The organism is Streptomyces sp. NPDC051582 (assembly GCF_040681715.1).
Classification (GTDB): Bacteria; Actinomycetota; Actinomycetes; order Streptomycetales; family Streptomycetaceae; genus Streptomyces.
This window is the reverse complement of the sequence record NZ_JBFAZJ010000021.1, coordinates 38,401-60,566: the sequence shown is the minus strand read 5'-3', so window position 1 is coordinate 60,566 and position 22,166 is coordinate 38,401. Positions and strand designations below refer to the sequence as shown.

Annotated in this window: 20 protein-coding genes; 9 read left to right on the top strand and 11 right to left on the bottom strand. The window is 72.7% G+C overall.

The genetic code is table 11. The features are described 5' to 3' along the window. Positions 1-90: 90 nt before the first annotated feature. From AB0M92_RS25595 to miaA, 5 genes are all read right to left on the bottom strand, one after another. A complete protein-coding gene (locus AB0M92_RS25595; protein WP_366104692.1) occupies positions 91-1,536 on the bottom strand; it encodes a M1 family metallopeptidase in 1,446 nt (481 codons plus the stop codon). 113 nt (positions 1,537-1,649) lie between these two features. Continuing rightward, positions 1,650-3,734, bottom strand: a complete 2,085-nt coding sequence (locus AB0M92_RS25590; protein WP_366104617.1) for an HD domain-containing protein — start codon at positions 3,732-3,734, stop codon at positions 1,650-1,652. 140 nt (positions 3,735-3,874) lie between these two features. Beyond that, a complete protein-coding gene (gene dapF / locus AB0M92_RS25585) occupies positions 3,875-4,750 on the bottom strand; it encodes a diaminopimelate epimerase (protein ID WP_366104616.1) in 876 nt (291 codons plus the stop codon). A 66-nt stretch (positions 4,751-4,816) separates the two neighbouring features. Continuing rightward, positions 4,817-5,332, bottom strand: a complete 516-nt coding sequence (locus tag AB0M92_RS25580; RefSeq protein ID WP_366104690.1) for a hypothetical protein — start codon at positions 5,330-5,332, stop codon at positions 4,817-4,819. Between the two features lie 131 nt (positions 5,333-5,463). Further along, positions 5,464-6,402, bottom strand: a complete 939-nt coding sequence (miaA, locus tag AB0M92_RS25575; protein WP_366104615.1) for a tRNA (adenosine(37)-N6)-dimethylallyltransferase MiaA — start codon at positions 6,400-6,402, stop codon at positions 5,464-5,466. A gap of 163 nt (positions 6,403-6,565) precedes the next feature. On the opposite strand from miaA, the gene AB0M92_RS25570 reads away from it, so the two are divergent. Both AB0M92_RS25570 and AB0M92_RS25565 read left to right on the top strand, forming a co-directional pair. Continuing rightward, a complete protein-coding gene (locus tag AB0M92_RS25570) occupies positions 6,566-6,814 on the top strand; it encodes a hypothetical protein (RefSeq protein ID WP_366104614.1) in 249 nt (82 codons plus the stop codon). A gap of 23 nt (positions 6,815-6,837) precedes the next feature. Then, positions 6,838-7,086 (top strand): antitoxin, encoded by a 249-nt coding sequence (locus AB0M92_RS25565; protein ID WP_366104613.1) that lies wholly within the window; start codon positions 6,838-6,840, stop codon positions 7,084-7,086. Positions 7,087-7,162: 76 nt separating this feature from the next. Here AB0M92_RS25565 and AB0M92_RS25560 read toward each other — a convergent pair whose 3' ends face one another. Together AB0M92_RS25560 and miaB are read right to left on the bottom strand one after the other, a co-directional pair. Next, a complete protein-coding gene (locus tag AB0M92_RS25560) occupies positions 7,163-7,870 on the bottom strand; it encodes a class III extradiol dioxygenase subunit B-like domain-containing protein (protein WP_366104612.1) in 708 nt (235 codons plus the stop codon). Between the two features lie 50 nt (positions 7,871-7,920). After that, a complete protein-coding gene (gene miaB, locus AB0M92_RS25555) occupies positions 7,921-9,447 on the bottom strand; it encodes a tRNA (N6-isopentenyl adenosine(37)-C2)-methylthiotransferase MiaB (RefSeq protein ID WP_366104611.1) in 1,527 nt (508 codons plus the stop codon). Between the two features lie 92 nt (positions 9,448-9,539). Here miaB and AB0M92_RS25550 point away from each other — a divergent pair, with 92 nt between their 5' ends. Continuing rightward, positions 9,540-10,535 carry a TAXI family TRAP transporter solute-binding subunit gene (locus AB0M92_RS25550; protein ID WP_366104610.1) on the top strand — a complete coding sequence of 332 codons (996 nt, stop codon included), beginning with the start codon at positions 9,540-9,542 and terminating at the stop codon, positions 10,533-10,535. 11 nt (positions 10,536-10,546) lie between these two features. Here the strand turns inward: AB0M92_RS25550 and AB0M92_RS25545 are convergent, their stop codons facing one another. Both AB0M92_RS25545 and AB0M92_RS25540 read right to left on the bottom strand, forming a co-directional pair. Next, positions 10,547-11,482, bottom strand: a complete 936-nt coding sequence (locus tag AB0M92_RS25545; protein ID WP_366104689.1) for an ROK family protein — start codon at positions 11,480-11,482, stop codon at positions 10,547-10,549. Between the two features lie 96 nt (positions 11,483-11,578). Further along, positions 11,579-12,616 (bottom strand): LacI family DNA-binding transcriptional regulator, encoded by a 1,038-nt coding sequence (locus AB0M92_RS25540; protein WP_366104609.1) that lies wholly within the window; start codon positions 12,614-12,616, stop codon positions 11,579-11,581. A 212-nt stretch (positions 12,617-12,828) separates the two neighbouring features. Between AB0M92_RS25540 and AB0M92_RS25535 the strand changes: the two genes are divergently transcribed. Then, a complete protein-coding gene (locus tag AB0M92_RS25535) occupies positions 12,829-14,109 on the top strand; it encodes a glycosyl hydrolase (protein WP_366104608.1) in 1,281 nt (426 codons plus the stop codon). 30 nt (positions 14,110-14,139) lie between these two features. Next, a complete protein-coding gene (locus AB0M92_RS25530) occupies positions 14,140-16,311 on the top strand; it encodes an endo-beta-N-acetylglucosaminidase (protein ID WP_366104607.1) in 2,172 nt (723 codons plus the stop codon). A 48-nt stretch (positions 16,312-16,359) separates the two neighbouring features. Here the strand turns inward: AB0M92_RS25530 and AB0M92_RS25525 are convergent, their stop codons facing one another. Then, the gene (locus AB0M92_RS25525; protein WP_366104606.1) at positions 16,360-17,772 is read right to left on the bottom strand and encodes a HAMP domain-containing sensor histidine kinase; all 1,413 of its coding nucleotides are present in this window, start codon (positions 17,770-17,772) and stop codon (positions 16,360-16,362) included. A gap of 12 nt (positions 17,773-17,784) precedes the next feature. After that, positions 17,785-18,489 (bottom strand): response regulator transcription factor, encoded by a 705-nt coding sequence (locus AB0M92_RS25520; protein ID WP_366104605.1) that lies wholly within the window; start codon positions 18,487-18,489, stop codon positions 17,785-17,787. Positions 18,490-18,769: 280 nt separating this feature from the next. On the opposite strand from AB0M92_RS25520, the gene AB0M92_RS25515 reads away from it, so the two are divergent. From AB0M92_RS25515 to AB0M92_RS25500, 4 genes are all read left to right on the top strand, one after another. Further along, entirely contained in the window at positions 18,770-19,555 is a 786-nt protein-coding gene (locus AB0M92_RS25515) for an amino acid ABC transporter ATP-binding protein (protein ID WP_030859665.1), read from the top strand. 89 nt (positions 19,556-19,644) lie between these two features. After that, positions 19,645-20,496: a glutamate ABC transporter substrate-binding protein gene (locus tag AB0M92_RS25510; RefSeq protein WP_366104604.1), complete on the top strand. Its 852-nt coding sequence runs from the start codon at positions 19,645-19,647 to the stop codon at positions 20,494-20,496. Between the two features lie 83 nt (positions 20,497-20,579). Next, positions 20,580-21,254 carry an amino acid ABC transporter permease gene (locus AB0M92_RS25505; protein ID WP_366104603.1) on the top strand — a complete coding sequence of 225 codons (675 nt, stop codon included), beginning with the start codon at positions 20,580-20,582 and terminating at the stop codon, positions 21,252-21,254. Then, a complete protein-coding gene (locus tag AB0M92_RS25500) occupies positions 21,251-22,144 on the top strand; it encodes an amino acid ABC transporter permease (protein WP_366104602.1) in 894 nt (297 codons plus the stop codon). Before AB0M92_RS25505 ends, AB0M92_RS25500 begins: the two co-directional genes overlap by 4 nt. Positions 22,145-22,166 lie beyond the last annotated feature (22 nt).

The window sequence follows — 22,166 nt, the reverse complement described above, 5'->3', positions numbered from 1 at the left end:
CGTCCAACGTGTCGCATCGCCGGGAGATTCCCCCGGCGTGCGGCCGCGTCGACCGGCCCTGTCGATGGTGACATGCCCGCTCCCCGCGGGTCACACGCTTTTCGGGCCGCCCCACTCCGGGTGCCCGGGCATCGCCGGGGTGGTCGTCCCGTACAGCCACGGCTTCAGGAAGGCCGTCAGGTCCCGTCCGGCCACCTCCGAGGCCAGGCGCACGAAGTCCTCCGTGCCGGCCGTTCCGTCCTTGTTCTCGGCCACCCAGCGCCGCTCGACCCGGTCGAAGGCCTTCTCGCCGATCTCCTGCCGCAGCGCGTACAGGATCAGCGCGGCGCCGTCGTAGACCGCAGGCCGGAAGAGCCCGACCTTCTCCCCGGGAGCGGGGGCCTTCGGCGCGGCCGGGGGCCCGCCGGCCGCCCGCCACTGGTCGGAGCGCTGGTACGCCTCGCGCATGCGCCGCTCCATGGAGTACTTGCCGAGGCCGTCCGCGTACAGGGCTTCGTACCAGGTGGCGTGTCCCTCGTTGAGCCACAGGTCGGACCAGGTGCGCGGGGTGACGCTGTCACCGAACCACTGGTGGGCGAGCTCGTGGACCATCACGGCCTCGACGTACCAGGCCGGGTAGCCCACCCCCGAGAAGAGGCCGTTCTCGAACAGCGAGAGGGTCTGCGTCTCCAGCTCGAAGCCGGTCTTGGCCTTCGCGATCAGCACCCCGTAGTTCTCGAAGGGGTAGGCGCCGACGCGCGCCTCCATCCACCGGACGTGCCCGGCGGTCTTCTTCAGCCAGGGGTCCAGCCGCCCCCGGTCGGCGGCCGGGACCACGCTGCGCAGCGGCAGCCCGTGCGGGCCGGTGGCCTCCACCACCGCCGATTCGCCGACGGAGACCTGGGCGAGCTCGGTGGCCATCGGGTGCAGGGTGCGGTACGTCCAGGTGGTCGCGCCCCCGGCCCGGGGGGCCGGGAGGGCACCCTGCACCCCGTTGGCGACGGCGGTCAGGCCGGCCGGGGCGGTGATCCGGAAGGTGAAGTAGGCCTTGTCGGCGGGGTGGTCGTTGCACGGGAAGACCCGGTGGGCGGCGTCGGCCTGGTTGGCCATGGCCAGGCCGTCGTCGGTGGGCACCCAGCCCCCGTCGGCGATGCCGCGCGGATCGCTGGTGTGCCGGATCTCGATGTGGAGCGGCACGTTCGCCGTGACCGGGCTCGCCGGGGTGAGTACGAGGTCCTCGCCGGCGCTCTCGAAGCGCGCCGGTTCGCCGTTGACCCGGGCGGAGGCCACCGTGCCGTGGGTGAAGTCGAGGTTGATCCGCTCCAGCGGCTCCAGCGCGCGGGCGTCGATGACGGTGATCGCGTCGAGCGGGCTCTTGTTGTCCTTGTACGTGAAGGACAGGTCGTACGAGAGGACGTCGTACCCGGGGTTCCCGAGCTGCGGGAACAGCGTGTCGCCGATGCCCAGCGGCTTCGGCGGGGGCAGCACGGCGGCGACGAGGGTGAGGGAGGCCGCGGCGAGCAGGGCGGCGCGCAGGCGCGGGGAGGAGAGCTGCATCCCCCACCGCTTACCAGCGCCCGCCGCGCGGCCGCGTACGGCGCGCGACGGTTCCACCCGAACGGGACCTTCCGGGGCCGTGCGCCCGGGCCTGGCGCCGCCCGGGCGGCCTACTAGGCCCGGCGCACGTCGTAGACCCCCGGCACGTCCCTCATCGCCCGCATCAAGGACGGCAGCCCGGTCGCGTCGGGCAGTTGCAGGGTGTACGTGTGGCGGACCCGCTGCTCGACGGGCGGTTCCACGGTCGCGGAGACCACCTCGACCCCTTCGCGGGCGATGGCCTCGGTCAGGTCGGCCAGCAGGTGCGGGCGGCCGAACGATTCGGCGAGCAGCGTGACCCGGCAGTCCGCCGTGGCCCGCCAGTGCACGGCGACGGAGGTCCGCCCCAGTGCGCGCATCTGGGCCACCGCCGCGCAGTGGATGCGGTGGACGGTGACGGCCCCGCCCCGTACGACGAACCCGGCGACGGCGTCCGGCGGAACCGGGGTGCAGCAGCCGGCCAGCCGTACGGTGGCGTCCGGGAGGTCGGCCACGGCGTTGCCGCCGCCGCCCCGGGCTCCCACCACGGACAGCGGCGCCCGGGCGGGGGTGGCGGCGGGCTTCGCGGTGTCGGGGTGCGCCTGGAGCCAGCTGCCGATGGCGATGCGGGCGGCCGAGGTCCTGGCGTGCTCCAGCCAGTCGGCGGCGGGCCCCGAGGAGGCGTCCTGGGCGAGCAGCAGCTGAACGGTGTCCCCGTCGGAGAGCCGGGAGGCCAGGGAGGTGAGGCGCCCGTTGACCCGGGCGCCGATACAGCCGTGCGCCGCCTCGCCGTGCTGCGCGTAGGCGGCGTCGATACAGCTGGCCCCGGCGGGCAGACCGAGCGTCCCCCCGTCGGCACGGAACACCGTGATCTCGCCGTCCTGCGCCAGCTCGGCGCGCAGCACGCTCCAGAAGGTGTCGGGGTCGGGCGCGGACTGCTGCCAGTCGAGGAGGCGCGAGAGCCAGCCGGGCCGGGTCGGGTCGACCCGCTCCTCGTCGCAGTCGGGGGAGGCCTCGGCGGCCGGGGCGGTGGCGTAGGGATTGCCGAGGGCGACGACGCCGGCCTCGGCGACCCGGTGCATCTGGCGGGTGCGGACGATGACTTCGGCCACGTACCCCTCGGGGGTGGCGACGGCGGTGTGCAGCGACTGGTAGAGGTTGAACTTCGGGGCGGCGATGAAGTCCTTGAACTCCGAGACGACCGGGGTGAAGCAGGTGTGCAGCTCGCCCAGTACGGCGTAGCAGTCGGCGTTCTCGCCGACGAGGACGAGGATGCGGCCGAAGTCGGAGCCGCGCAGTTCGCCGCGGCCCCGGGCGATGCGGTGGACGGAGACGAAGTGCCGGGGCCGTACGACCACCTCGGCGGCGATGCCGGCCTCCCGCAGAACGACGCGTACGGATTCGGCGATGGCGGGCAGCGGGTCGCGTTCCCCGGCGTGGGCCGCGATGAGCGCGCGGGTGTGCTCGTACTCCTCGGGGTGCAGGATCGCGAAGACGAGGTCTTCCAGCTCGGTCTTGAGGGCCTGTACGCCGAGCCGTTCGGCGAGCGGGATGAGGACGTCGCGGGTGACCTTGGCGATGCGCGCCTGTTTCTCGGGGCGCATCACGCCGAGGGTGCGCATGTTGTGCAGCCGGTCGGCGAGTTTGATGGACATGACGCGGACGTCGTTGCCGGTGGCGACGAGCATCTTGCGGAAGGTCTCGGGCTCGGCGGCGGCCCCGTAGTCGATCTTCTCTACCTTGGTGACGCCGTCGACGATGAAGCAGACCTCGTCGCCGAATTCGGCGCGGACCTGATCGAGGGTCACCTCGGTGTCCTCGACCGTGTCGTGGAGCAGAGAGGCCGTCAGGGTCGTTGTCTCGGCGCCGAGTTCGGCGAGGATCAGGGTGACGGCGAGCGGGTGTGTGATGTACGGCTCACCGCTTTTGCGCATCTGCCCGCGGTGCGAGGACTCCGCGAGCAGGTACGCGCGCCGCAGGAGGGACAGGTCCGCGTCCGGGTGGTGGGCGCGGTGCGCCTCGGCCACGTGGCCGATGGCGTCGGGGAGCCGGTCTCGGGACGTGGGTCCGAGAAGAGCAGCGCGCCCGAGTCGCCGCAGGTCAAGGCGGGTTCGACCCCGTCTGCGGAGTTCGGGGCGCGCTTCGGGACGTGCTTCGGGGTTCGTGGCCTCTGCACTCATGGGCACCTCCGGCGGCTTCGACCGGCGGTGGCGGGCATGGGGTGAGCCCTCAGGGCCGGTGCCTGATGCTACCGACCCCACCACGTGGCGCAGTCCGCCTCTCGCTCAGCGTGAAACGGATCACCCATTAGAGGGAAGACTCAGCCGAAAGCCGTTTCGGTGAGCCAGGCCGTGTCGAACTCGCCCGCGGCGACGATGACGGCCGGTCCCGTCATGTCGATCTGCCCGTCGGGGTGTTCGGTGATGACGAGCGTGCCGCCGGGGAGGTCGACGGTGTACGTGACGGGCCGACCGGTAACGGCGGGGTCGGCGCCGTCGCGGCGGATGGCGGCCACGGCGACGGCGCAGGCGCCGGTGCCGCAGGAGCGGGTCTCCCCGGAGCCGCGCTCGTGGACGCGCATGGCGACGTGCCGCGGGCCGCGGTCGACGACGAACTCCACGTTGACACCCGTCGGGTAGACCCCGGCCGGGCTGAACGGGGGCGGGTCGAGCAGCTTTCCGGCGTGGTCCAGGCTGTCGACGAACGCGACGGCGTGCGGGTTCCCCATGTTGACGTTGCGGGCGGGCCAGGCCCGTTCGCCGACGGTCACGGTGACCTGCTCCTCGGGGAGGACGGCGCGGCCCATGGAGACCGTCACGTCGCCGCTCTTGTCGAGGTGCACCCGCTTGACGCCGCCGCGGGTGGCGACGGCGAGGTCGCCGGGCTCGACGTGGCCGGCGTACTGGAGGTAGCGGGCGAAGACGCGGACGCCGTTGCCGCACATCTCGGCGATGGAGCCGTCGCTGTTGCGGTAGTCCATGAACCACTCGGCCTCGTCGGCCAGGTGCGCGGCCTCGGGGTGCGCGGCGGACCGGACGACGTGCAGCACCCCGTCCGCGCCGATGCCGGCGCGCCGGTCGCACAGCTTCGCGACGGCGGCCCGGGGCAGCTCGACGGCGTTGTCCGGGTCCGGGACGATCACGAAGTCGTTCTCGGTGCCGTGGCCCTTGAGGAAGGAGAGGCTCGTCTGCGTCACGCGCCCATGGTACCGAGCGGGGCGTTCGACCAGGTCGGCGGCACCTTCGGGAGCAGCGGCCCGCTTCTAGCGCAGCCGCGCGACCCGGTACACGGCCAGCGCCACGACGGCCAGCGCGATCAGGGCGTACAGCCCGGCCATCCGCCAGTCGGGGCGGCGGCCGCTGCCCCGGGCCGGCAGCCCGGGCCAGGTGTATCCGACGCGGCGGGCGGCCATCATGCCCCAGCCGCCGGCGCAGCAGCAGATGAGGAAGCCGAGCATGGCCACCACGGCTCCGCCGTCGCCGAACTCGAAGGCGAGCGGGAAGGCGAACATCAGGGAGCCGGCGGCGGCCAGCATCACGATCGGGGCGATCTGCCAGATGCGCAGCCGGCGCTGCGGGCGCAGCTCGACCTCGAACTCGGGACCGGCGGCGGCCTCCGCCTCCGCGGTGTCCGGCGCGTCCGGGCCGTCGGGGGTCAGCCGTGCGGGATCGGCGGGCAGGCCGAGGGCATCCGGCTCGGCGACCACGGGATCGCCGTCCCAGAGGTCGGCGTCCCGCCTCGTGCCGTCCTGCCCGGTGTCGCGAGGGCCGGCCTCCATCGCCACGCGCCCTCCCCACTCGGACTTCGTACGCCGCTGTTCACCGCCGGTGACCGCACCCGCGGAATTTGATGATGGCACGGCTCGGGGCCCCGAACGGGCGCGAGGGGCGTCCCGATGCCATCACGTGATCAGGCTGTGACCGCTCGTTCGACCAACGACTGCGCGAGTCCGACGAGTTCTCCCCGGTCGGCCACCGCACCGCTGAGCCAGTGCACGCGGGGGTCCCTGCGGAACCAGGAGTCCTGGCGGCGGGCGAAGCGCTTGGTGGCCCGTACGGTCTCGGCCCGGGCCTCGTCCTCGGTGCACTCGCCGGCCAGGGCGGACAGCACCTGCTGGTAGCCGAGCGCCCTGGAAGCGGTCACTCCGTCGCGCAGCCCCCGGGCCTCCAGGGCGCGGACCTCCTCGACCAGCCCGGCCTCCCACATCCGGTCCACGCGCAGCGCGATCCGCTCGTCCAGCTCCGGTCGGCCCACGTCCACGCCGATCTGCACGGTCTCGTAGACCGACTCGTGGCCGGGCAGGTTCGCCGTGAAGGGCTTCCCGGTGATCTCGATGACCTCCAGGGCGCGGACGATGCGGCGGCCGTTGCTGGGCAGGATCGCCTGGGCGGCGGCCGGGTCGGCGGCGGCCAGGCGGGCGTGCAGGGCGCCGGGGCCGCGCAGCGTGACCTCCGCTTCCAGCCGGGCCCGGACCTCGGGGTCGGTGCCGGGGAACTCCATGGCGTCGAGGGCGCCGCGCACGTACAGGCCCGATCCGCCGACGAGGACGGGCGTACGGCCCTGGGCGAGCAGCTTGTCGATCTCGGCGCGGGCGAGGCGCTGGTATTCGGCGACGCTCGCGGTCTCGGTCACGTCCCAGACGTCGAGGAGGTGGTGCGGGACCCCGCCGCGCTCCTCGGTCGTCAGCTTCGCGGTGCCGATGTCCATCCCCCGGTACAGCTGCATGGAGTCGGCGTTGACGACCTCCCCGTCGAAACGGCGGGCCAGGGCCACGCCCAGATCTGACTTTCCGGCCGCGGTGGGACCGACGACGGCGATGACCCGCGGAGCGGGGGCTGCGTTGCTCACCGCCCCAGTCTCGCAAACACCGCGGCATGTACCCGATCGAGTTACGTGACGGGGTGGTGGCGGGGTCGTTGCCCTGGCGAGGTTCCGCCGGGCGTACGCCCGGCGGAGGCCGGGCCGTACACGGCGGAACTTCACCCGCACGAGTAACGTTATGGGAGTAGACATGGGCGTTTTTAGTCGGTTTCGCCGCAAGGTCGCGGAAGCGAGCACGGAGGAAGCCGCGGCCGCGGCCCTGACGACGGAGTCCGAGGACGCGGCCGCCGACGGCAAGGCCGAGACCGGGGTCGAGACCGACGCCGAGGCCGCGCCGGCGGAGTCCGAGGGAGCCGCGCCGGAGGGCGTGGAGATCCCGAAGCAGCAGTCGGCGGAGAAGGCCGCGGACAGCGAGACCGGCGAAGGCGCCCGTACGTAGCTACCGCCACTGGAAGGTGACCCATGGGCCTGTTGGACACGCTGAAGGCCAAGCTCGCACCGGCGAAGGAGAAGGTCGGCGACCTCGCGCAGCAGCACGAGGGGAAGATCGGCCAGAACCTGGACAAGGTGGCCAAGGCCGTGGACTCCAAGACCAAGGGCAAGTACCACGGTCACATCGAGACCGGTACGAGCAAGGCGAAGGACGCCCTGGGCAAGATCGCGCACAAGGACGCCCCCGGCGGGCCGACTCCGCCGCCGGCGTCTTCCTGACGCGTACGGCGGAAGGGGCGCGGGTTCACCGGAACCCGCGCCCCTTCCCCGTTCCCGCCGCGCGGGTACCCGCCGGTCAGGACCAGGCGGCGACGAAGTAGCCGACCCCGTAAGGGGCGTCCTCGAACAGCAGCCGCCCGTCGAGCCCCGCGCCCTCGGCGGCCCCGGCCAGTACCTGCCAGGGCGCCCGGCCGGCGGCCCCCAGCTCGTGCGCGAGCTCGGTGTCGAGGGCGGCGAGCGCGGCCACGTCGGCGGCGCCCAGCGCGCGGCCCGCCGCGGCGTCGAAGGCGGCGGCGCGCTCGTCGAGGTAACCGGGTGCCTTCAGGGTGCGGCAGGCGCTGCCGTCACCCATGACGAGGAGCGCGACGCGCTCCTCGCGCGCGGCGAGCCCCCGGCCCGCCTCCAGGCACCGCGCGGCTTCGAGGGGCTCCCCTACGCCGAGGCCCTCGACCGGGGCGGCGCCCCAGCGGGCGTGGCGCAGCAGCCAGGCGCCGACGGCCAGGGACGGCGGCAGCAGGCGCGGCCCCTCCTCGCCGTCCCCGAGCTGTACGCCGGCCTCGACCCCGAAGCCGTGGAAGCTGCCGCGGGAGCCCTGGGGGTAGGTCCCGCGGTGGTCCTGGTCGGCGGCGCCGACGACGACGAGCAGGTCGGGGCGGGAGGCGGCGAGCACCGCGAGCGCGTCCGAGCAGGCGGTACGGGCGTCCGCGAGCTCGGGAGCGGCTCCGGCGGCGACGTCGGGCACGAGCAGGGGCGGGGCGGGACACACGGCGGCGGCTACAAGCATGATCCGACCCTAGCCCCCCGCGCCCCGGGCGCGGGGGCCCTGCCGGTCCGTCAGGAAGACGCCGGCAGCGCGCAGCCCGAAGCCGCCTCCGGGAGCGGGGCCGGGACCCCCAGGGTGGGGATGCCCAGCATGACGCCCTGCGGCTGGGCCGGGGCCGCGTTGCGCTTCTCCCAGGCGTCGCCCGCGCGGGTGCGGCGAACGGACGGGGTCGGGCCCTCGGCCAGGAGGTGGTGCGGGGCCGCGTACGTGATGTCCACGGTCACCACGTCACCGGGACGGACCTCGTCCGCCGGCTTCGTGAAGTGCACCAGGCGGTTGTCGGGCGCCCGCCCGGACAGCCGGTGCGTCGCGCCGTCCTTGCGGCCCTCGCCCTCGGCGACCATGACCTCCAGCGTCCGGCCGACCTGCTTCTTGTTCTCCTCCCAGGAGATCTCCTCCTGGAGGGCGACCAGGCGCATGTACCGCTCCTGGACGACCTCCTTCGGGATCTGCCCCTCCATGTCGGCCGCCGGCGTCCCGGGGCGCTTGGAGTACTGGAAGGTGAAGGCGTTGGCGAAACGGGCCTCGCGCACGGCGTGCATCGTCTGCTCGAAGTCCTCCTCCGTCTCACCGGGGAAGCCCACGATGATGTCGGTGGAGATCGCGGCGTGCGGAATCGCGGCGCGGACCTTCTCGATGATGCCGAGGAAGCGCTCCTGGCGGTACGAGCGGCGCATCGCGCGCAGGATGGTGTCCGAACCCGACTGCATCGGCATGTGCAGCTGGGGCATCACGTTCGGCGTCTCGGCCATCGCCGCGATCACGTCGTCCGTGAAGTCCCGCGGGTGCGGGGAGGTGAAGCGGACCCGCTCCAGCCCCTCGATCCCCCCGCAGGCGCGCAGCAGCTTGCTGAACGCCTCGCGGTCGCCCAGGTCCGATCCGTACGCGTTCACGTTCTGGCCGAGCAGGGTGATCTCGGACACGCCCTCGGCGACCAGCGCCTCCACCTCGGCGAGGATGTCGCCGGGCCGGCGGTCCTCCTCCTTGCCGCGCAGGGCCGGGACGATGCAGAAGGTGCAGGTGTTGTTGCAGCCGACGGAGATCGAGACCCACGCGGCGTAAGCGGACTCGCGCCGGGTCGGCAGCGTGGAGGGGAACGCCTCCAGCGACTCGGCGATCTCGACCTGCGCCTCTTCCTGGACGCGGGCGCGCTCCAGCAGGACCGGCAGCTTGCCGATGTTGTGCGTGCCGAAGACCACGTCGACCCAGGGGGCCCGCTTGACGATCGTGTCCCGGTCCTTCTGGGCGAGGCAGCCGCCGACGGCGATCTGCATGCCGGGGCGCTTCGTCTTCATCGGGGCGAGCCGGCCGAGGTTGCCGTACAGCTTGTTGTCGGCGTTCTCCCGCACGGCGCAGGTGTTGAACACCACGACGTCGGCGTCACCGTCGGACCCCTCGGGCGCCCGCGTGTAGCCCGCGCCCTCCAGCAGACCGGACAGCCGCTCGGAGTCGTGCACGTTCATCTGGCACCCGTAGGTGCGCACCTCGTATGTTCCCTTGACGTCCACTGCCGTGCTCCGGTCGCTGCTGCTGGTCATGGAACAAGGGTAGGCGGTGCCCGGAACCCCTCCGGCCCCCTCCACCGCGGGCGGGCCGTGACAGCGGCCGCGCCCGGTGGCAGGATCGCGGCATGGCTCACGTACCGCCCCGCATCCGCAGGCGCACCGCCCTGTGGGGGCTGGTGGCCGTACTGGCGGTGCTCGGGCTGCTCGCCTGGTGGCTCAGGCCCTTCGGGGAGCCGGAGCTCAAGGGCGAACTGACCTTCAGCACGGGGGTCCGCACCGGCGTCTACCACCGCTACGGCCAGCTGCTGGAGCAGGCCCTCGCCCAGGACATGCCCGGCGTGAAGGTGCAGCTGGAGCCCAGCGAGGGCTCTCAGGAGAACCTCCAGCGCGTGGCCACCGGGAAGGCCGACTTCACGATCGCCACCGCGGACGCCGTCTCGAAGTACCGGGCCGACGGGAAGCCGGGCGCGGAGCAGCTGCGCGGCGTGGCCCGCCTCTACGACGACTACGTACAGCTCGTCGTCCCGGCCGGGTCGAGCGTGCAGTCGGCGCGGGACCTGAAGGGCAAGCGGGTCGCGATCGGCCAGCCGGGATCCGGGGTGCGGCTGATCTCGGAGCGGCTGCTGAGGGCCGCCAAGCTGGACCCCGCGCGGGACATCACCCCGGTGTCGATAGGCATCGACACCATGCCGGCGGAGCTGGAGGCCGGCCGGATCGACGCGTTCTTCTGGTCCGGCGGACTGCCGACGCAGGCGGTGCGCGATCTGGCGGACCGGTACGAGATCCGGCTCGTGCAGCTCGGCGACCTGGTGCAGTCGCTCCAGGCGAGCGGGACCCCGGCGCGGTACTACCGGGCCGCGGTGATGCCGCAGGACGCGTACGCACGGGCCCGGAACACCTCGTCGGTGGCCACCCTGGCCGTGCCGAACCTGCTGGTCACCACCGAGGAGACGGACCCGGAGCTGACCGAGCGCTTCACGCGCACGGTGATCTTCAGCCGCGACGACATCGGGCACGAGGTGCACGCCGCGCAGCTGGTGGACCTGCGTACGGCGATCTACACGGACCCGCTGGACCTGCACGAGGGCGCCCAGCGGTACTACCGCTCGGTCAAGCCGTAGGGAACCGCCGGTCAGGTGCCCGGCAGCAGCATCACCGCGGCCGCGGCCGCCCCGATGAGCCCCGCGTGCGTCCCCAGGGCCGCCGGGACCACCCGCAGGCCGCGCACGAAGGACAGCGTGGCGTAGTCGGCCAGGTGCGCGCGGATCGGCGCGAACAGCGTGTCCCCCGACGTGGCGACGCCCCCGCCGATGACCGCGATGTCCGTTTCCACCAGCGTCGCGGTGGCCGCGATGGCCGCGGCCAGCGCCCGCCCCGCCCGGTCGAAGGCGGCCACGGCGACCGGGTCCCCGGCCTCGGCGGCCGCGGCCACGCCCGCCGCGGAGGCGTCCCCGTCCGGATCCGCCGGGGTCCAGCCCTGGTCCAGGGCCCACCGGGCGATGGCGGTCCCGGACGCGATGGACTCCACGCACCCGCGGCTGCCGCAGACGCACGGCTCACCGTCGAAGGCCACGCTGATGTGCCCGATGTGGCCCGCATTGCCCGTGGGGCCCGGGTGGAGCCGGTTGTTCAGGATCAGGCCGCCGCCCACCCCGGTGGAGACCACCATGCACAGGGCGTTCGCGTGCCCCCGGGCCGCGCCCAGCCAGTGCTCGGCGGCGGTCATCGCCACGCCGTCACCGGCGAGTACGGTCGGCAGGGCCGCTCCGTGCCGGGCCAGTTCGGCCTCGACCCGGGCCTGGACCGGGAACTCCCGCCACGCCCCGATGTTCACCGGGCTCACCGTGCCGCGCGAGGTGTCCACCGGGCCCGCGCTGCCGATGCCGCAGCGGACCGCCGCGGACCACAGCGGGGAGCCCGCGAGCTCGGCGACGACCTCGGCGACGGCGGCGAAGACCCCGTCGCCGTCCGCGCCGCGCGGGGTCGGGCGGCGGGTGGTGGCCGTCATCGTGCCGTCGGGGTGCACCAGCGCCCCGGCGATCTTCGTACCGCCGATGTCGATGGCCACGGTCGGGCCGGCCCCCGGATCGAGGGCGGCGGCATGCGGTGCGGGCAGGGCGGAGGTGGGACTCGTCACGGAAGCGGCTCCAGGAAGGGGTCGGAATCAGTATGCGGCCGCAGGCGGGGCCGTACTCTCTCGGGGCTCCAGCCGCGGCCGCTCGCTCTCCCGGGCCCTCGGCGGGCTCCCGGCGAGCACGGCGAGCAGCTCCTCGGCGGCGAGCCGTCCGAACCCCGCGGTGTCGCGCACGAAGGCGGTGAGCCGGGGGTGGGTGACCCGGCACAGCGCCGAGTCGTCCCAGGCGACCACGGAGATCCGGCCGGGGACCGCGATGCCCAGCTCGGCGGCGACGGCGACGCCGGCCACCGCCATCACGTCGTTGTCGTAGACGAGCGCGGTCGGCGGTTCGGGCTCGGCGAGGACCCTGCGGGTGGCGGCCGCCCCCTCGGTGTCGGAGTAGTCGGTGACCACCGAGCGCACGTGCTCCGGGTCGAGCCCGCGCGCCTTCGCCTCGGCGCGCAGCGAGGCGATGCGGCGGGCGGTGTGGGCGAGGCCGGGCAGCCCGGCGATGTGGGTGATCCGCCGGTGGCCGAGCCCGTGCAGGTGGTCCACGACCTGGGCCATGGCCCGGGCATCGTCGGCCCATACCGAGGACGACTCCGCGCCCGCGCCCGTGCCCGCCGCGCCGATCAGCACGGCCGGGAGGCCGAGCCGCGCGAGGAGCTCCGGCCGCGGGTCGTCCGTACGCGCGTCCACGACGAGGACCCCGTCCACCCGCCGCTCGGCCCACCAGCGGCGGTACACGGCGCATTCGGCGTCGATGCCGTCCACGACCTGGAAGAGCAGCGCGACCCGGTCCGCGGAGAGCACCTCCTGGATGCCGGAGACCAGTTGGAGGAAGAAGGACTCGACGCCGAGGGTCTGCGCGGGCCGGGCGAGAACGAGTCCGACCGCGCCGGAGCGCTCGCCGGACAGGGCCCGCGCGGCGCTGTTGGGCTGCCAGCCCACCTCCTCGGCGACGCGGCGGATCCGGGCTCGGGTGTCCTGGGAGACGCCGGGCCGGTCGTTGAGCGCGAAGGACACGGCGCTCTCCGACACCCCGGCCCGGCGGGCGATGTCCTTGATGGTGGGCCTGCGGGCCATGACGTGCACGCCTCTTCCCTCCGGAATTTTCCGTACGCATTCGGAAGCCGGAACTAAACCGCATTAGTTCGACCAGCTTGAGAGGACGAAACCCTTCTGTCAACGGTACTGAAGCGCTTAAGTGCAGCCGCCCGAGGCCCTGTTGACTTCACTCCCCGCACCCGGCAGGTTGTGCCTCACCCGGCGAATTCCCGAGAACTCCAGGACGCCTTATGCACGACGAAGCCGCCCCTCGTCCGCTCCGTTTCGGCGCCAACTACACCCCGTCCCGCGGCTGGTTCCACCACTGGCTCGACTTCGACCTCGACGAGGTCAGGGCCGACCTCGACTCGATCGCCGCGCTCGGACTGGACCACGTACGGGTCTTCCCGCTGTGGCCCGTGTTCCAGCCGAACCGGACGCTCATCCGGCCGCGCGCCGTCGAGCAGCTCGTCGCGCTCGCCGACACGGCCGCCGAGCGCGGGCTCGACGTCAACGTGGACGGTCTGCAGGGGCACTTGTCGAGCTTCGACTTCCTGCCCGCGTGGACCGGGACCTGGCACCGGCGGAACATCTTCACCGATCCGGACGTCGTCGCCGCTCAGGAGGAGTACCTGCGCACGCTGGCCGGCGCCCTCGCCGACCGGCCCAACTTCCTCGGCATGACGGTCGGCAACGAGGTCAACCAGTTCTCCGGCGGCCCGCATCCGGACCCCGACCGGATCACCGCGGAGCAGGCCGGCCAGTGGCTGGAGCGGATGCTCGCCGCGTGCGAGAAGGGCGCGCCGGGCCGGCTCCACGTGCACGCCGAGTACGACGCCGCCTGGTACCGGGACGGCCACCCCTTCACCCCGGCCCAGGCGGCCCGGCTGGGCGCGGCCACGGCCGTGCACTCCTGGGTGTTCAACGGCACCGCGCAGCGCCACGGCCGCACCGGGACGGCCACCGAGCACCACGCCGCGTACCTGGTCGAGCTGTCGAAGGCCTGGGCGCGCGATGCCCACCGCCCGGTGTGGCTCCAGGAGGTCGGGGCGCCCGCCCCGCTGATCCCGGGGGAGCACGCGGCCGCCTTCGCCGAGGCCACCGTGGCGAACGCGCTGGACTGCCCGGACCTGTGGGGCGTGACCTGGTGGTGCTCGCACGACGTGTCCCGGGAGCTCGCGGACTTCCCGGAGCTGGAGTACGGGCTCGGCCTGCTCACCAACGACCGCCGGGTCAAGCCCGCCGGCGCGGCCGTCGCCGGGATCGCCGCGCGGTGGCGGGGCCGGGAACACCGCCCGGCCGTCCGGTCCACCGCGCTGGCGGTGGACGTCGGCGGGGCGCGGGCCGCACCGGCGCGCTCGGTGTGCGCGCCGGGCGGCGCGTTCTTCGAGGCCTGGGCCGCGCTGACGGCCCAGGGGGTGCGCCCCGCGGTGGTCCTGGCGGAGCTGGCCGAGGACCCCGCCCATCTGTCGGCGCGCGGCATCACGCAGGTGCTGCGCGTACCCGAGGTCATCCGACCGCCCGCACGTTGACCGCTCGTCCCCGTCACCGAGGAGCCCCGCATGTCCGAGTCCGACAACGGCGCCGACCCTCGTACCGCCCGCCCGTCGCACCGGCCGCGCACGATCCCGCCGACCCGCCGCCACGTCCTGGCCGCCGGGGCCGGAGCGGGGGCCGCGGCGCTGCTCGGCGGCATCGGCGCCGCCACCGAGGCACAGGCCGCGCCGGTCCCGGCCGCGGCTGCGCCCGCCCCGCCGGCCGCCCCGCCGGCCGCCCCCGACCTGGCCCCGTACGCCTCGTACTGGTTCCCCGACTCCCTCCCCCAGGGCGCCCCGGGCCCCGGCATCACCTGGCGCTCCCTCAAGCAGTGGACCCCCGAGTCCGATCCGGACCTCGCGTACAACACCGCGACCGTGCCGCTCGCGCCCCGGTTCACGCCCGTTCCCCCGAACGCGGGTGCCCGGGCCGGCCAGGCCCGGATCTCCTCGCTGGTCTCCTTCGGGCCCACCGCCCGCAACCCCGCGCAGGGCTCCGCGACCGCCGACCACTACGCCCTCACGCACTGGGCGTACCTCGACGAACTGGTGTTCTGGGGCGGCTCCTCCGGCGAGGGCATCGTGCTGGCCCCGAACGCGCCCGTCGTCGACGCCGCCCACCGCCACGGCGTCCCGGTGCTCGGCAACATCTTCCTGCCGCCCGTCGTGTACGGCGGCGACCTCCAGTGGACCCGGGACATCGTCCAGCAGGACTCCCTCGGCCGGTTCCCGATCGCCGAGAAGCTGGTCCTGGTGGCGCGGACCCACGGGTTCGACGGCTGGTTCGTGAACGCCGAGACCGACGGCGGTGACAGCGCGCTCGCCACGCGGATGCGGGCCTTCCTGCGCGCCCTGCGGGCGGCCGGCGCCCCGTACGGGCTGCGGATCACCTGGTACGACGCCATGAACAGCACCGGCCGGGTCGGCTGGCAGGGCGCCCTCAACGCGCTCAACCAGGAGTTCTTCGAGGACCGGGCGGGCCGGGTCGCGGACACGATGTTCGTCGACTTCCGCTGGACCGCGCAGACCCTGGCCGCCTCCGGAGCGCTCGCCGACCGGCTGGGCCGCTCCCGCCACGAGCTGTGGGCGGCCCTCGACATGGAGTCCAACGGCTGGAACTCCGGCGTCAGCTGGGACGCGATCATCCCCCGCGACCGCGACCACGTCGTCGGCTTCGGTTTCTACCGGCCCGAGTGGACCCGAAACCACCTCACCGACCGCTCCCCCGGGGCCTTCCACCGCGCCGACGACCGGTTCTGGACGGGCGAGTCCCTCGACCCGGCCCACCCTGCCCCCGAGGGCACCTGGCGGGCTCCCGCCACGGCCGTCGCGGACCGGTCCACCGTCACCGCGCTGCCCTTCGCCTGTGCCTTCAACACCGGGCACGGGGAGCGCTGGTACGAGGACGGCAAGGTCACCTCCGACACCCCGTGGAACCACCTCGGGCTCCAGGACCGGCTCCCGGGCCGCCGCTGGGCCGTCGAGACGACCGGCGCGCGCCCCTGCGTCACCCTGGACTTCGCGAGGGCCTGGCGCGGCGGATCCAGTCTCCTCGTGTCCGGCTCGCTGACCGCCCCCGTCATCGTCGGGCTGCACTGCACGCGGCTGCCGCTGACCGCCTCCGCGGTGCTGGAGCTGGTGCACGCGACCGACTCGGGCACGGTCACCGTCGAGGTGGGCGTGGCCACGCGCGAGCCGGCCGCCCCGGGCGAGCCGGTCCCGTACACCTGGCTGAAGGCCCCGGTCCGGGGCTCCGCCGCGGGCGCCTGGCGCACGTCCCGGGTCGCTCTCGGGGCCCTGGGCGGCAGGACCGCGTACGGGATCGCCGTACGGATCACGGCCCGCGGGAACAGAGCCGTGTCCTGGCGGCTCGGCGCCCTGTCGGTACGCGAAGACACCGCGCGGCGGCGCCCGGCGGCTCCGGGTGCCCTGACCGTCGACGCCTCGGCCCAGCAGGACGGCAGGGCCGACGTACGGCTGTCCTGGAGCCGGGCGGCCGGGCCGGTCCGGCACTACGAGCTGTGCCGCCTGCTCCCGGACGGCACCCGCCGCTTCCTCGGCGGCACCTGCGGCACGGCCCTGTACCTCCCGGCCGTCACCCGGGCCGGACGCGAGCCCGCGGCCGGCTTCGAGGTCCGGGCCGTGGACGAGCTGTACGCGGCCTCCGCCCCGGCCGCCACCACGCTCCCCTGGACCTGACGCACCGGCGGACTGACGGGCTGCGGACCGCCTCGGGGGGCCCGGCCCTCAGGCCGAGTGCGGGTCGCTGCGCGGGACGGCCACCGTCACCCGCAGCCCGTGCGGCGGGTTCTTCTCGTAGGCGAGGGACCCGCCGCCCGCGGCGAGCAGCGCCCGGGAGATCGACAGGCCGAGCCCGGAGCCCTTGACGTTCTGGTGGCGGCCGCTGCGCCAGAACCGGTCGCCGACGCGGAGCAGCTCCTCGTCCGTCAGCCCGGGACCGCGGTCGGCGACGACGACGTGCACGAAGGGCCCGGCCGCGGCGACCGACACCTCGACCTCCTCACCCTCCGGGGTGAATTTGAGGGCGTTGTCGATCACCGCGTCCAGCGCACTGGAGAGCGCGATCGGATCGGCCCAGCCCGTGACGGCGGTCCGGCCCGTCTCGGTGAGCCGTACGCCCTTCTCCTCGGCGTACGAGCGCCAGGAGGCGACCCGCTCCGCGGTCAGCCCGCCGATGTCGGTGAGGCTGAGCTCGGCGGAGGTGTGCTCGGCCAGCGCCAGGTCCAGCAGGTCGTCCAGGACCTGGGTCAGGCGCTTGCCCTCGGTCCGCACGGAGGCGATCTCCTCGTTGCCCTCGGGCAGTTCGAGGGCGAGCAGCTCGATCCGCAGGAGCAGCGCCGCGAGCGGGTTGCGCAGCTGGTGGGAGGCGTCGGCGACGAACGCCCGCTGCTGCTCCAGGACCTCTTCCACGTTGTCGGCCATCTCGTTGAACGAATGCGCCAGGCGTTGGAGTTCCGGGGGCCCGCCGGCCGCCGCGACCCGGGAGTTCATCCGTCCGGTGGCGATGCCGTGGGCGGCCGCGTCGAGGGTCCACACCGGCTTGAGCACCCAGCGGGTGAGCACGAGGGCGGCGCCGAACGCCACGAGCATCGCCGCGGCGAGCCCGGCGATGATGATCAGCCAGCCGTCCAGGATGCGGGCCCGCATCTGGTCGGTGGGCGACTCGGTGACGACGACCGCGACCACGTCACCGTCGAGGACGACCGGGGAGGCGACGAGCAGCTTGCCGCGCGTCTGCCAGGGCCACACCTGGGCCGGGTCGTGGCTGCGGCGCCCGGCGAGGGCCTCCGAGAAGGCGCGGCGGCCCTCGCCCGTCGCCGGGAGCTCCCACCAGCCGGGCGCGCGGGCCATCGCGTTGTCGTCGCGCAGGAAGATGCCCACGCGGATGCCGTACAGCTGCTGGTAGCGGGCGAGTTCCAGCTGGAGCGTCTCCAGGCGCTCGGTGGCGCCGGTGGAGCCGGATCCCTCGGCGTCGATGACGAACTGGGCGAGGGCGGCGAAGCGTGCGCTGTCGTCGATCCGGTCGACCACCACCCGCTGCTGCTGCCCCGCGGCCAGGCTCACGGCGAGCGGGAAGCCGAGGGCGAGCAGCACGCCCGCCATCAGGACGACGAGCAGGGGGAGCAGACGGGCGCGCACGACGGACCTCCGCTAGGGCGCGGCCGGGGTGACGAGCCGGTAGCCCACCCCGCGGACGGTCTCGATGAGGGCGGGCATGCGCAGCTTGGAGCGGAGCGAGGCGACGTGGACCTCCAGGGTCCGCCCGGTCCCCTCCCAGCTGGTGCGCCACACCTCACTGATGATCTGCTCGCGCCGGAAGACGACCCCGGGGCGCTGGGCCAGCAGCGCGAGCAGGTCGAACTCCTTGCGGGTGAGCGGCACGTCGGCGCCGTCCACGCTGACCCGGCGGGTGGGCAGTTCGATGCGGACCGGGCCGATCCGGACCACGTCGGGGGCGCCCGTACCGGTGGCGGCGGCCTCCTCGGAAGCGCCGGTGCGCCGGGCGACGGCGTGGATGCGTGCGAGGAGTTCACCCGTGTCGTACGGCTTGACGACGTAGTCGTCCGCGCCCATGTTGAGGCCGTGGATGCGGGAGCGTACGTCGCCGCGCGCCGTCACCATGATCACGGGCGTGGAGGTGCGCTTTCGGATCTTGCCGCACACCTCGTACCCGTCCTGGTCGGGCAGGCCGAGGTCCAGGAGGACGACGCCGAAGGGGGGAGCTCCGGCCGGCAGCAGGGCCTGCAGGGCCTCCTCGCCGCTTCGGGCGTGGGTCACCTGGAAGCCGTGCCGGGCGAGGATCGCGGACAGGGCGGCGGCGACGTGGTCGTCGTCCTCGACGAGCAGCAGTCTCATGGCGTCCCCCTTTCCTGTTTCCTGTTTTCCTGATCAGGGCCCGCGGTCAGGGCCACCCTGCATCCACGCCGATGAAGAGGCCCACGTCAAGGGGGTTCCGCTCCGGCGCGTCTTCCGTTATGTACCCGGTACGGGCGATCCGCCCCCGGCAGCCGGGTGCGCACGGAGCGTATCGGAGCGAGGCCGTTTCGTTATGCTCAATTCTCCCTCAGATGTAATGACGGTGTGCGCATGACGTCACTACTGTCCTCCCAACCGAGGAGGACGGAGCAAGAAGCCGATGAGCGGAGTATCAGTGACCAAGGACGCGCAGGATGCGGCCCCGGCCGCGGACGACCTGGTCGTACTGAGCAACGTCAACAAGCACTTCGGCGCGCTGCACGTGCTTCAGGACATCGATCTGAGCATTGCCCGCGGTGAGGTCGTGGTCGTGATCGGTCCCTCGGGATCGGGCAAGTCCACGCTGTGCCGGACCATCAACCGCCTGGAGACGATCGACTCGGGCACCATCACGGTCGACGGCAAGGAACTGCCGTCGGAGGGGCGGGAACTGGCCCGGCTGCGCGCCGATGTGGGCATGGTCTTCCAGTCCTTCAACCTGTTCGCGCACAAGACGGTGCTGCAGAACGTGATGCTCGGTCAGCTCAAGGTCCGCAAGACGGACTCTGCTGCCGCACTGGAGAAGGCCAAGTCCCTGCTGGACCGGGTGGGTGTCGGCTCGCAGGCCGACAAGTACCCGGCGCAGCTGTCCGGCGGCCAGCAGCAGCGCGTGGCGATCGCCCGCGCGCTGGCGATGGACCCGAAGGTGATGCTGTTCGACGAGCCGACCTCGGCGCTCGACCCGGAGATGATCAACGAGGTGCTGGAGGTCATGCAGCAGCTCGCCCGGGAGGGCATGACGATGGTGGTCGTCACGCACGAGATGGGCTTCGCCCGGTCCGCGGCCAACCGCGTCGTCTTCATGGCAGACGGAAAGATCGTCGAAGAGGCCGCACCCGAGCAGTTCTTCAGCAACCCGCGCAGTGACCGCGCGAAGGACTTCCTTTCGAAGATCCTGCACCACTGACGGTCCTGCTCTGGTAGTGATCCCGTGGCAGCGCGACCGACCTGTCGCCGCTCGTCGCCCAACAACGTCTCATCCGAGGGAAGTTCATCATGAAGGTTTTCAAGGCCGGTGCGGCCGCAGCCGTCGCCGCAGTACTCGCCCTGACGGCGACCGCCTGCGGTGGCGGCAGCGACAAGGCGAGCGGTGACGGCGGCGCGTCCGGTGGCGCCAAGGACAAGATCGTCATCGGCATCAAGTTCGACCAGCCGGGTCTCGGCCTCAAGACCCCGGACGGCAAGTACACGGGCTTCGACGTGGACGTGGCGACCTACGTCGCCAAGGAGCTCGGCTACCAGCCCGACCAGATCGAGTTCAAGCAGGCCGTCAGCGCCGAGCGCGAGAACCTGATCGCCAACGGTGACGTCAAGCTGGTCGTCGCGACCTACACGATCAACGACAAGCGCAAGGCGAAGGTCGACTTCGCCGGCCCGTACTTCCTGGCCCACCAGGACCTGCTGGTCCGCGCCGACGACACCTCGATCACCAAGGCCGAGGACCTCAACAAGAAGAAGCTCTGCTCCGTCACCGGCTCCACCTCGGCGCAGAACGTCAAGACCAAGCTGGCCCCCGAGGCCGACCTGCAGGAGAACCCGGGCTACTCCGAGTGCCTGACGGGCCTGGAGAACAAGGCCGTCGACGCGCTCACCACGGACAACTCGATCCTCGCCGGCTACGCCGCGCAGGAGAAGAACAAGGGCAAGTTCAAGCTGGTCGGTCTGAACCTCAGCAACGAGCCGTACGGCATCGGTCTGAAGAAGGGCGACACGGACCTGCAGACCAAGGTCAACGCCGCGCTGAAGAAGATGGTCTCGGACGGTTCCTGGCAGAAGGCCGTGGACTCGAACCTCGGCCCCGCCGGCTACAAGGCCGAGCCGGCCCCGCAGATCACCGAAGGCAGCTGATTTCCCGGTGAGGCGCGTCGCCGCCCGCCTGTCACAGGCGGCGGCGCGGCTCACCGGCCATCCTGGGGAGAGCGCAGGGCAACGTGTTCGACTTTCTTGAATCCGGGCAATACGACGTGCTCGGAGCCTTCTGGGTGACGGTTCAGCTCACCCTCTATTCAGCCGTCGGTTCCCTGATATGGGGCACGATGCTGGCCGGGATGCGGGTCAGCCCGGTCCCGCTGATGCGGGCCTTCGGCACTGCGTACGTCAACACCGTGCGCAACACACCGTTGACCCTGCTGATCATCGGCTGCTCACTGGGCCTCAGCCAGACGCTGGGCATCTCGCTCGGTGGCGAGACCTTCAAGGAGACCGGGTTCCGCCTCGCGGTCCTGGGCCTGATCGCCTACACCGGCACCTTCGTCTGTGAAGCGATCCGCTCGGGCATCAACACCGTTCCCGTGGGGCAGGCCGAGGCCGCCCGCGCGCTCGGCCTGAGCTTCTTCCAGGTACTCACCCTGATCGTTCTCCCACAGGCGTTTCGTGCGGTCGTCGGGCCTCTGACGAACGTACTGATCGCCCTCACCAAGAACACCACGGTGGCGGCGACGATCGGTGTGGCCGAGGCGGCCCTCCTGATGAAGGAAATGCTGGAGAACGAGTCAGACGCGATCTTCGCCGTCTTCGCGGTCTTCGCTCTCGGATTCGTCGTACTGACCCTGCCCACCGGCCTGCTGCTGGGCTGGGTGGCCAAGCGAGTGGCGGTGAAGCGATGAGCTCCGTTCTGTACGACACCCCCGGCCCCAAGGCCAGGTCCCGCAACTGGGTCTACACCGGCATCTTCCTCGTGGTTTTCGCTCTGGTCCTGTGGTGGGCGCTGTCCCTCATGGCCGAGAAGAACCAGCTCGACGCCGACAAGTGGTCCCCGTTCGTCACCGACAGCCAGGTCTGGACGACGTACCTGCTTCCCGGTCTCGGCGAGACCCTCAAGGCCGGCCTGATCGCCATGGTGATCGCACTGCCCCTCGGCGCACTCCTCGGCATCGCGCGCCTCTCGGACCACGCGTGGATCCGCGTCCCGGTCGGCACGGTCGTGGAGTTCTTCCGCGCGATCCCGGTCCTGATGCTGATGTTCTTCAGCTCCGCTCTGTACGTGATGCTCGGCACCGTCAGCTCCGATCTGCGCCCCCTGTACGCGGTCGTCACCGGCCTGGTCCTGTACAACGCCTCGGTTATCGCCGAGATCGTCCGAGCCGGCATCCTGACGCTGCCCCGCGGCCAGACCGACGCGGCCAAGGCGATCGGAATGCGCAAGGGCCAGATCATGACGCACGTCCTGGTCCCCCAGGCCGTGACGGCCATGCTGCCGGCGCTGGTCAGCCAGCTCGTGGTGATCCTCAAGGACACGGCACTCGGAGGCGCGGCCTTGGGCTTCGCCGACCTGATGTCGATGAACCGGCAGATCTCCGCCAACTACAGCAACACCATCGCGACGATGGTCGTGATCGCCCTGATCTACATCGCCGTGAACTTCGCCCTCACCACCTTCGCCTCCTGGATCGAAGGCCGGCTGCGGAAGTCGAAGAAGGGCACCGGCGCGGTCGTCGCCGGGGACGTGGCCGAGGTCGACGCGGGCGGCGCCGCCGGCGTGGGCGAGGCTCCCTGACGGCTCTCCCCGGTGCGGGCGG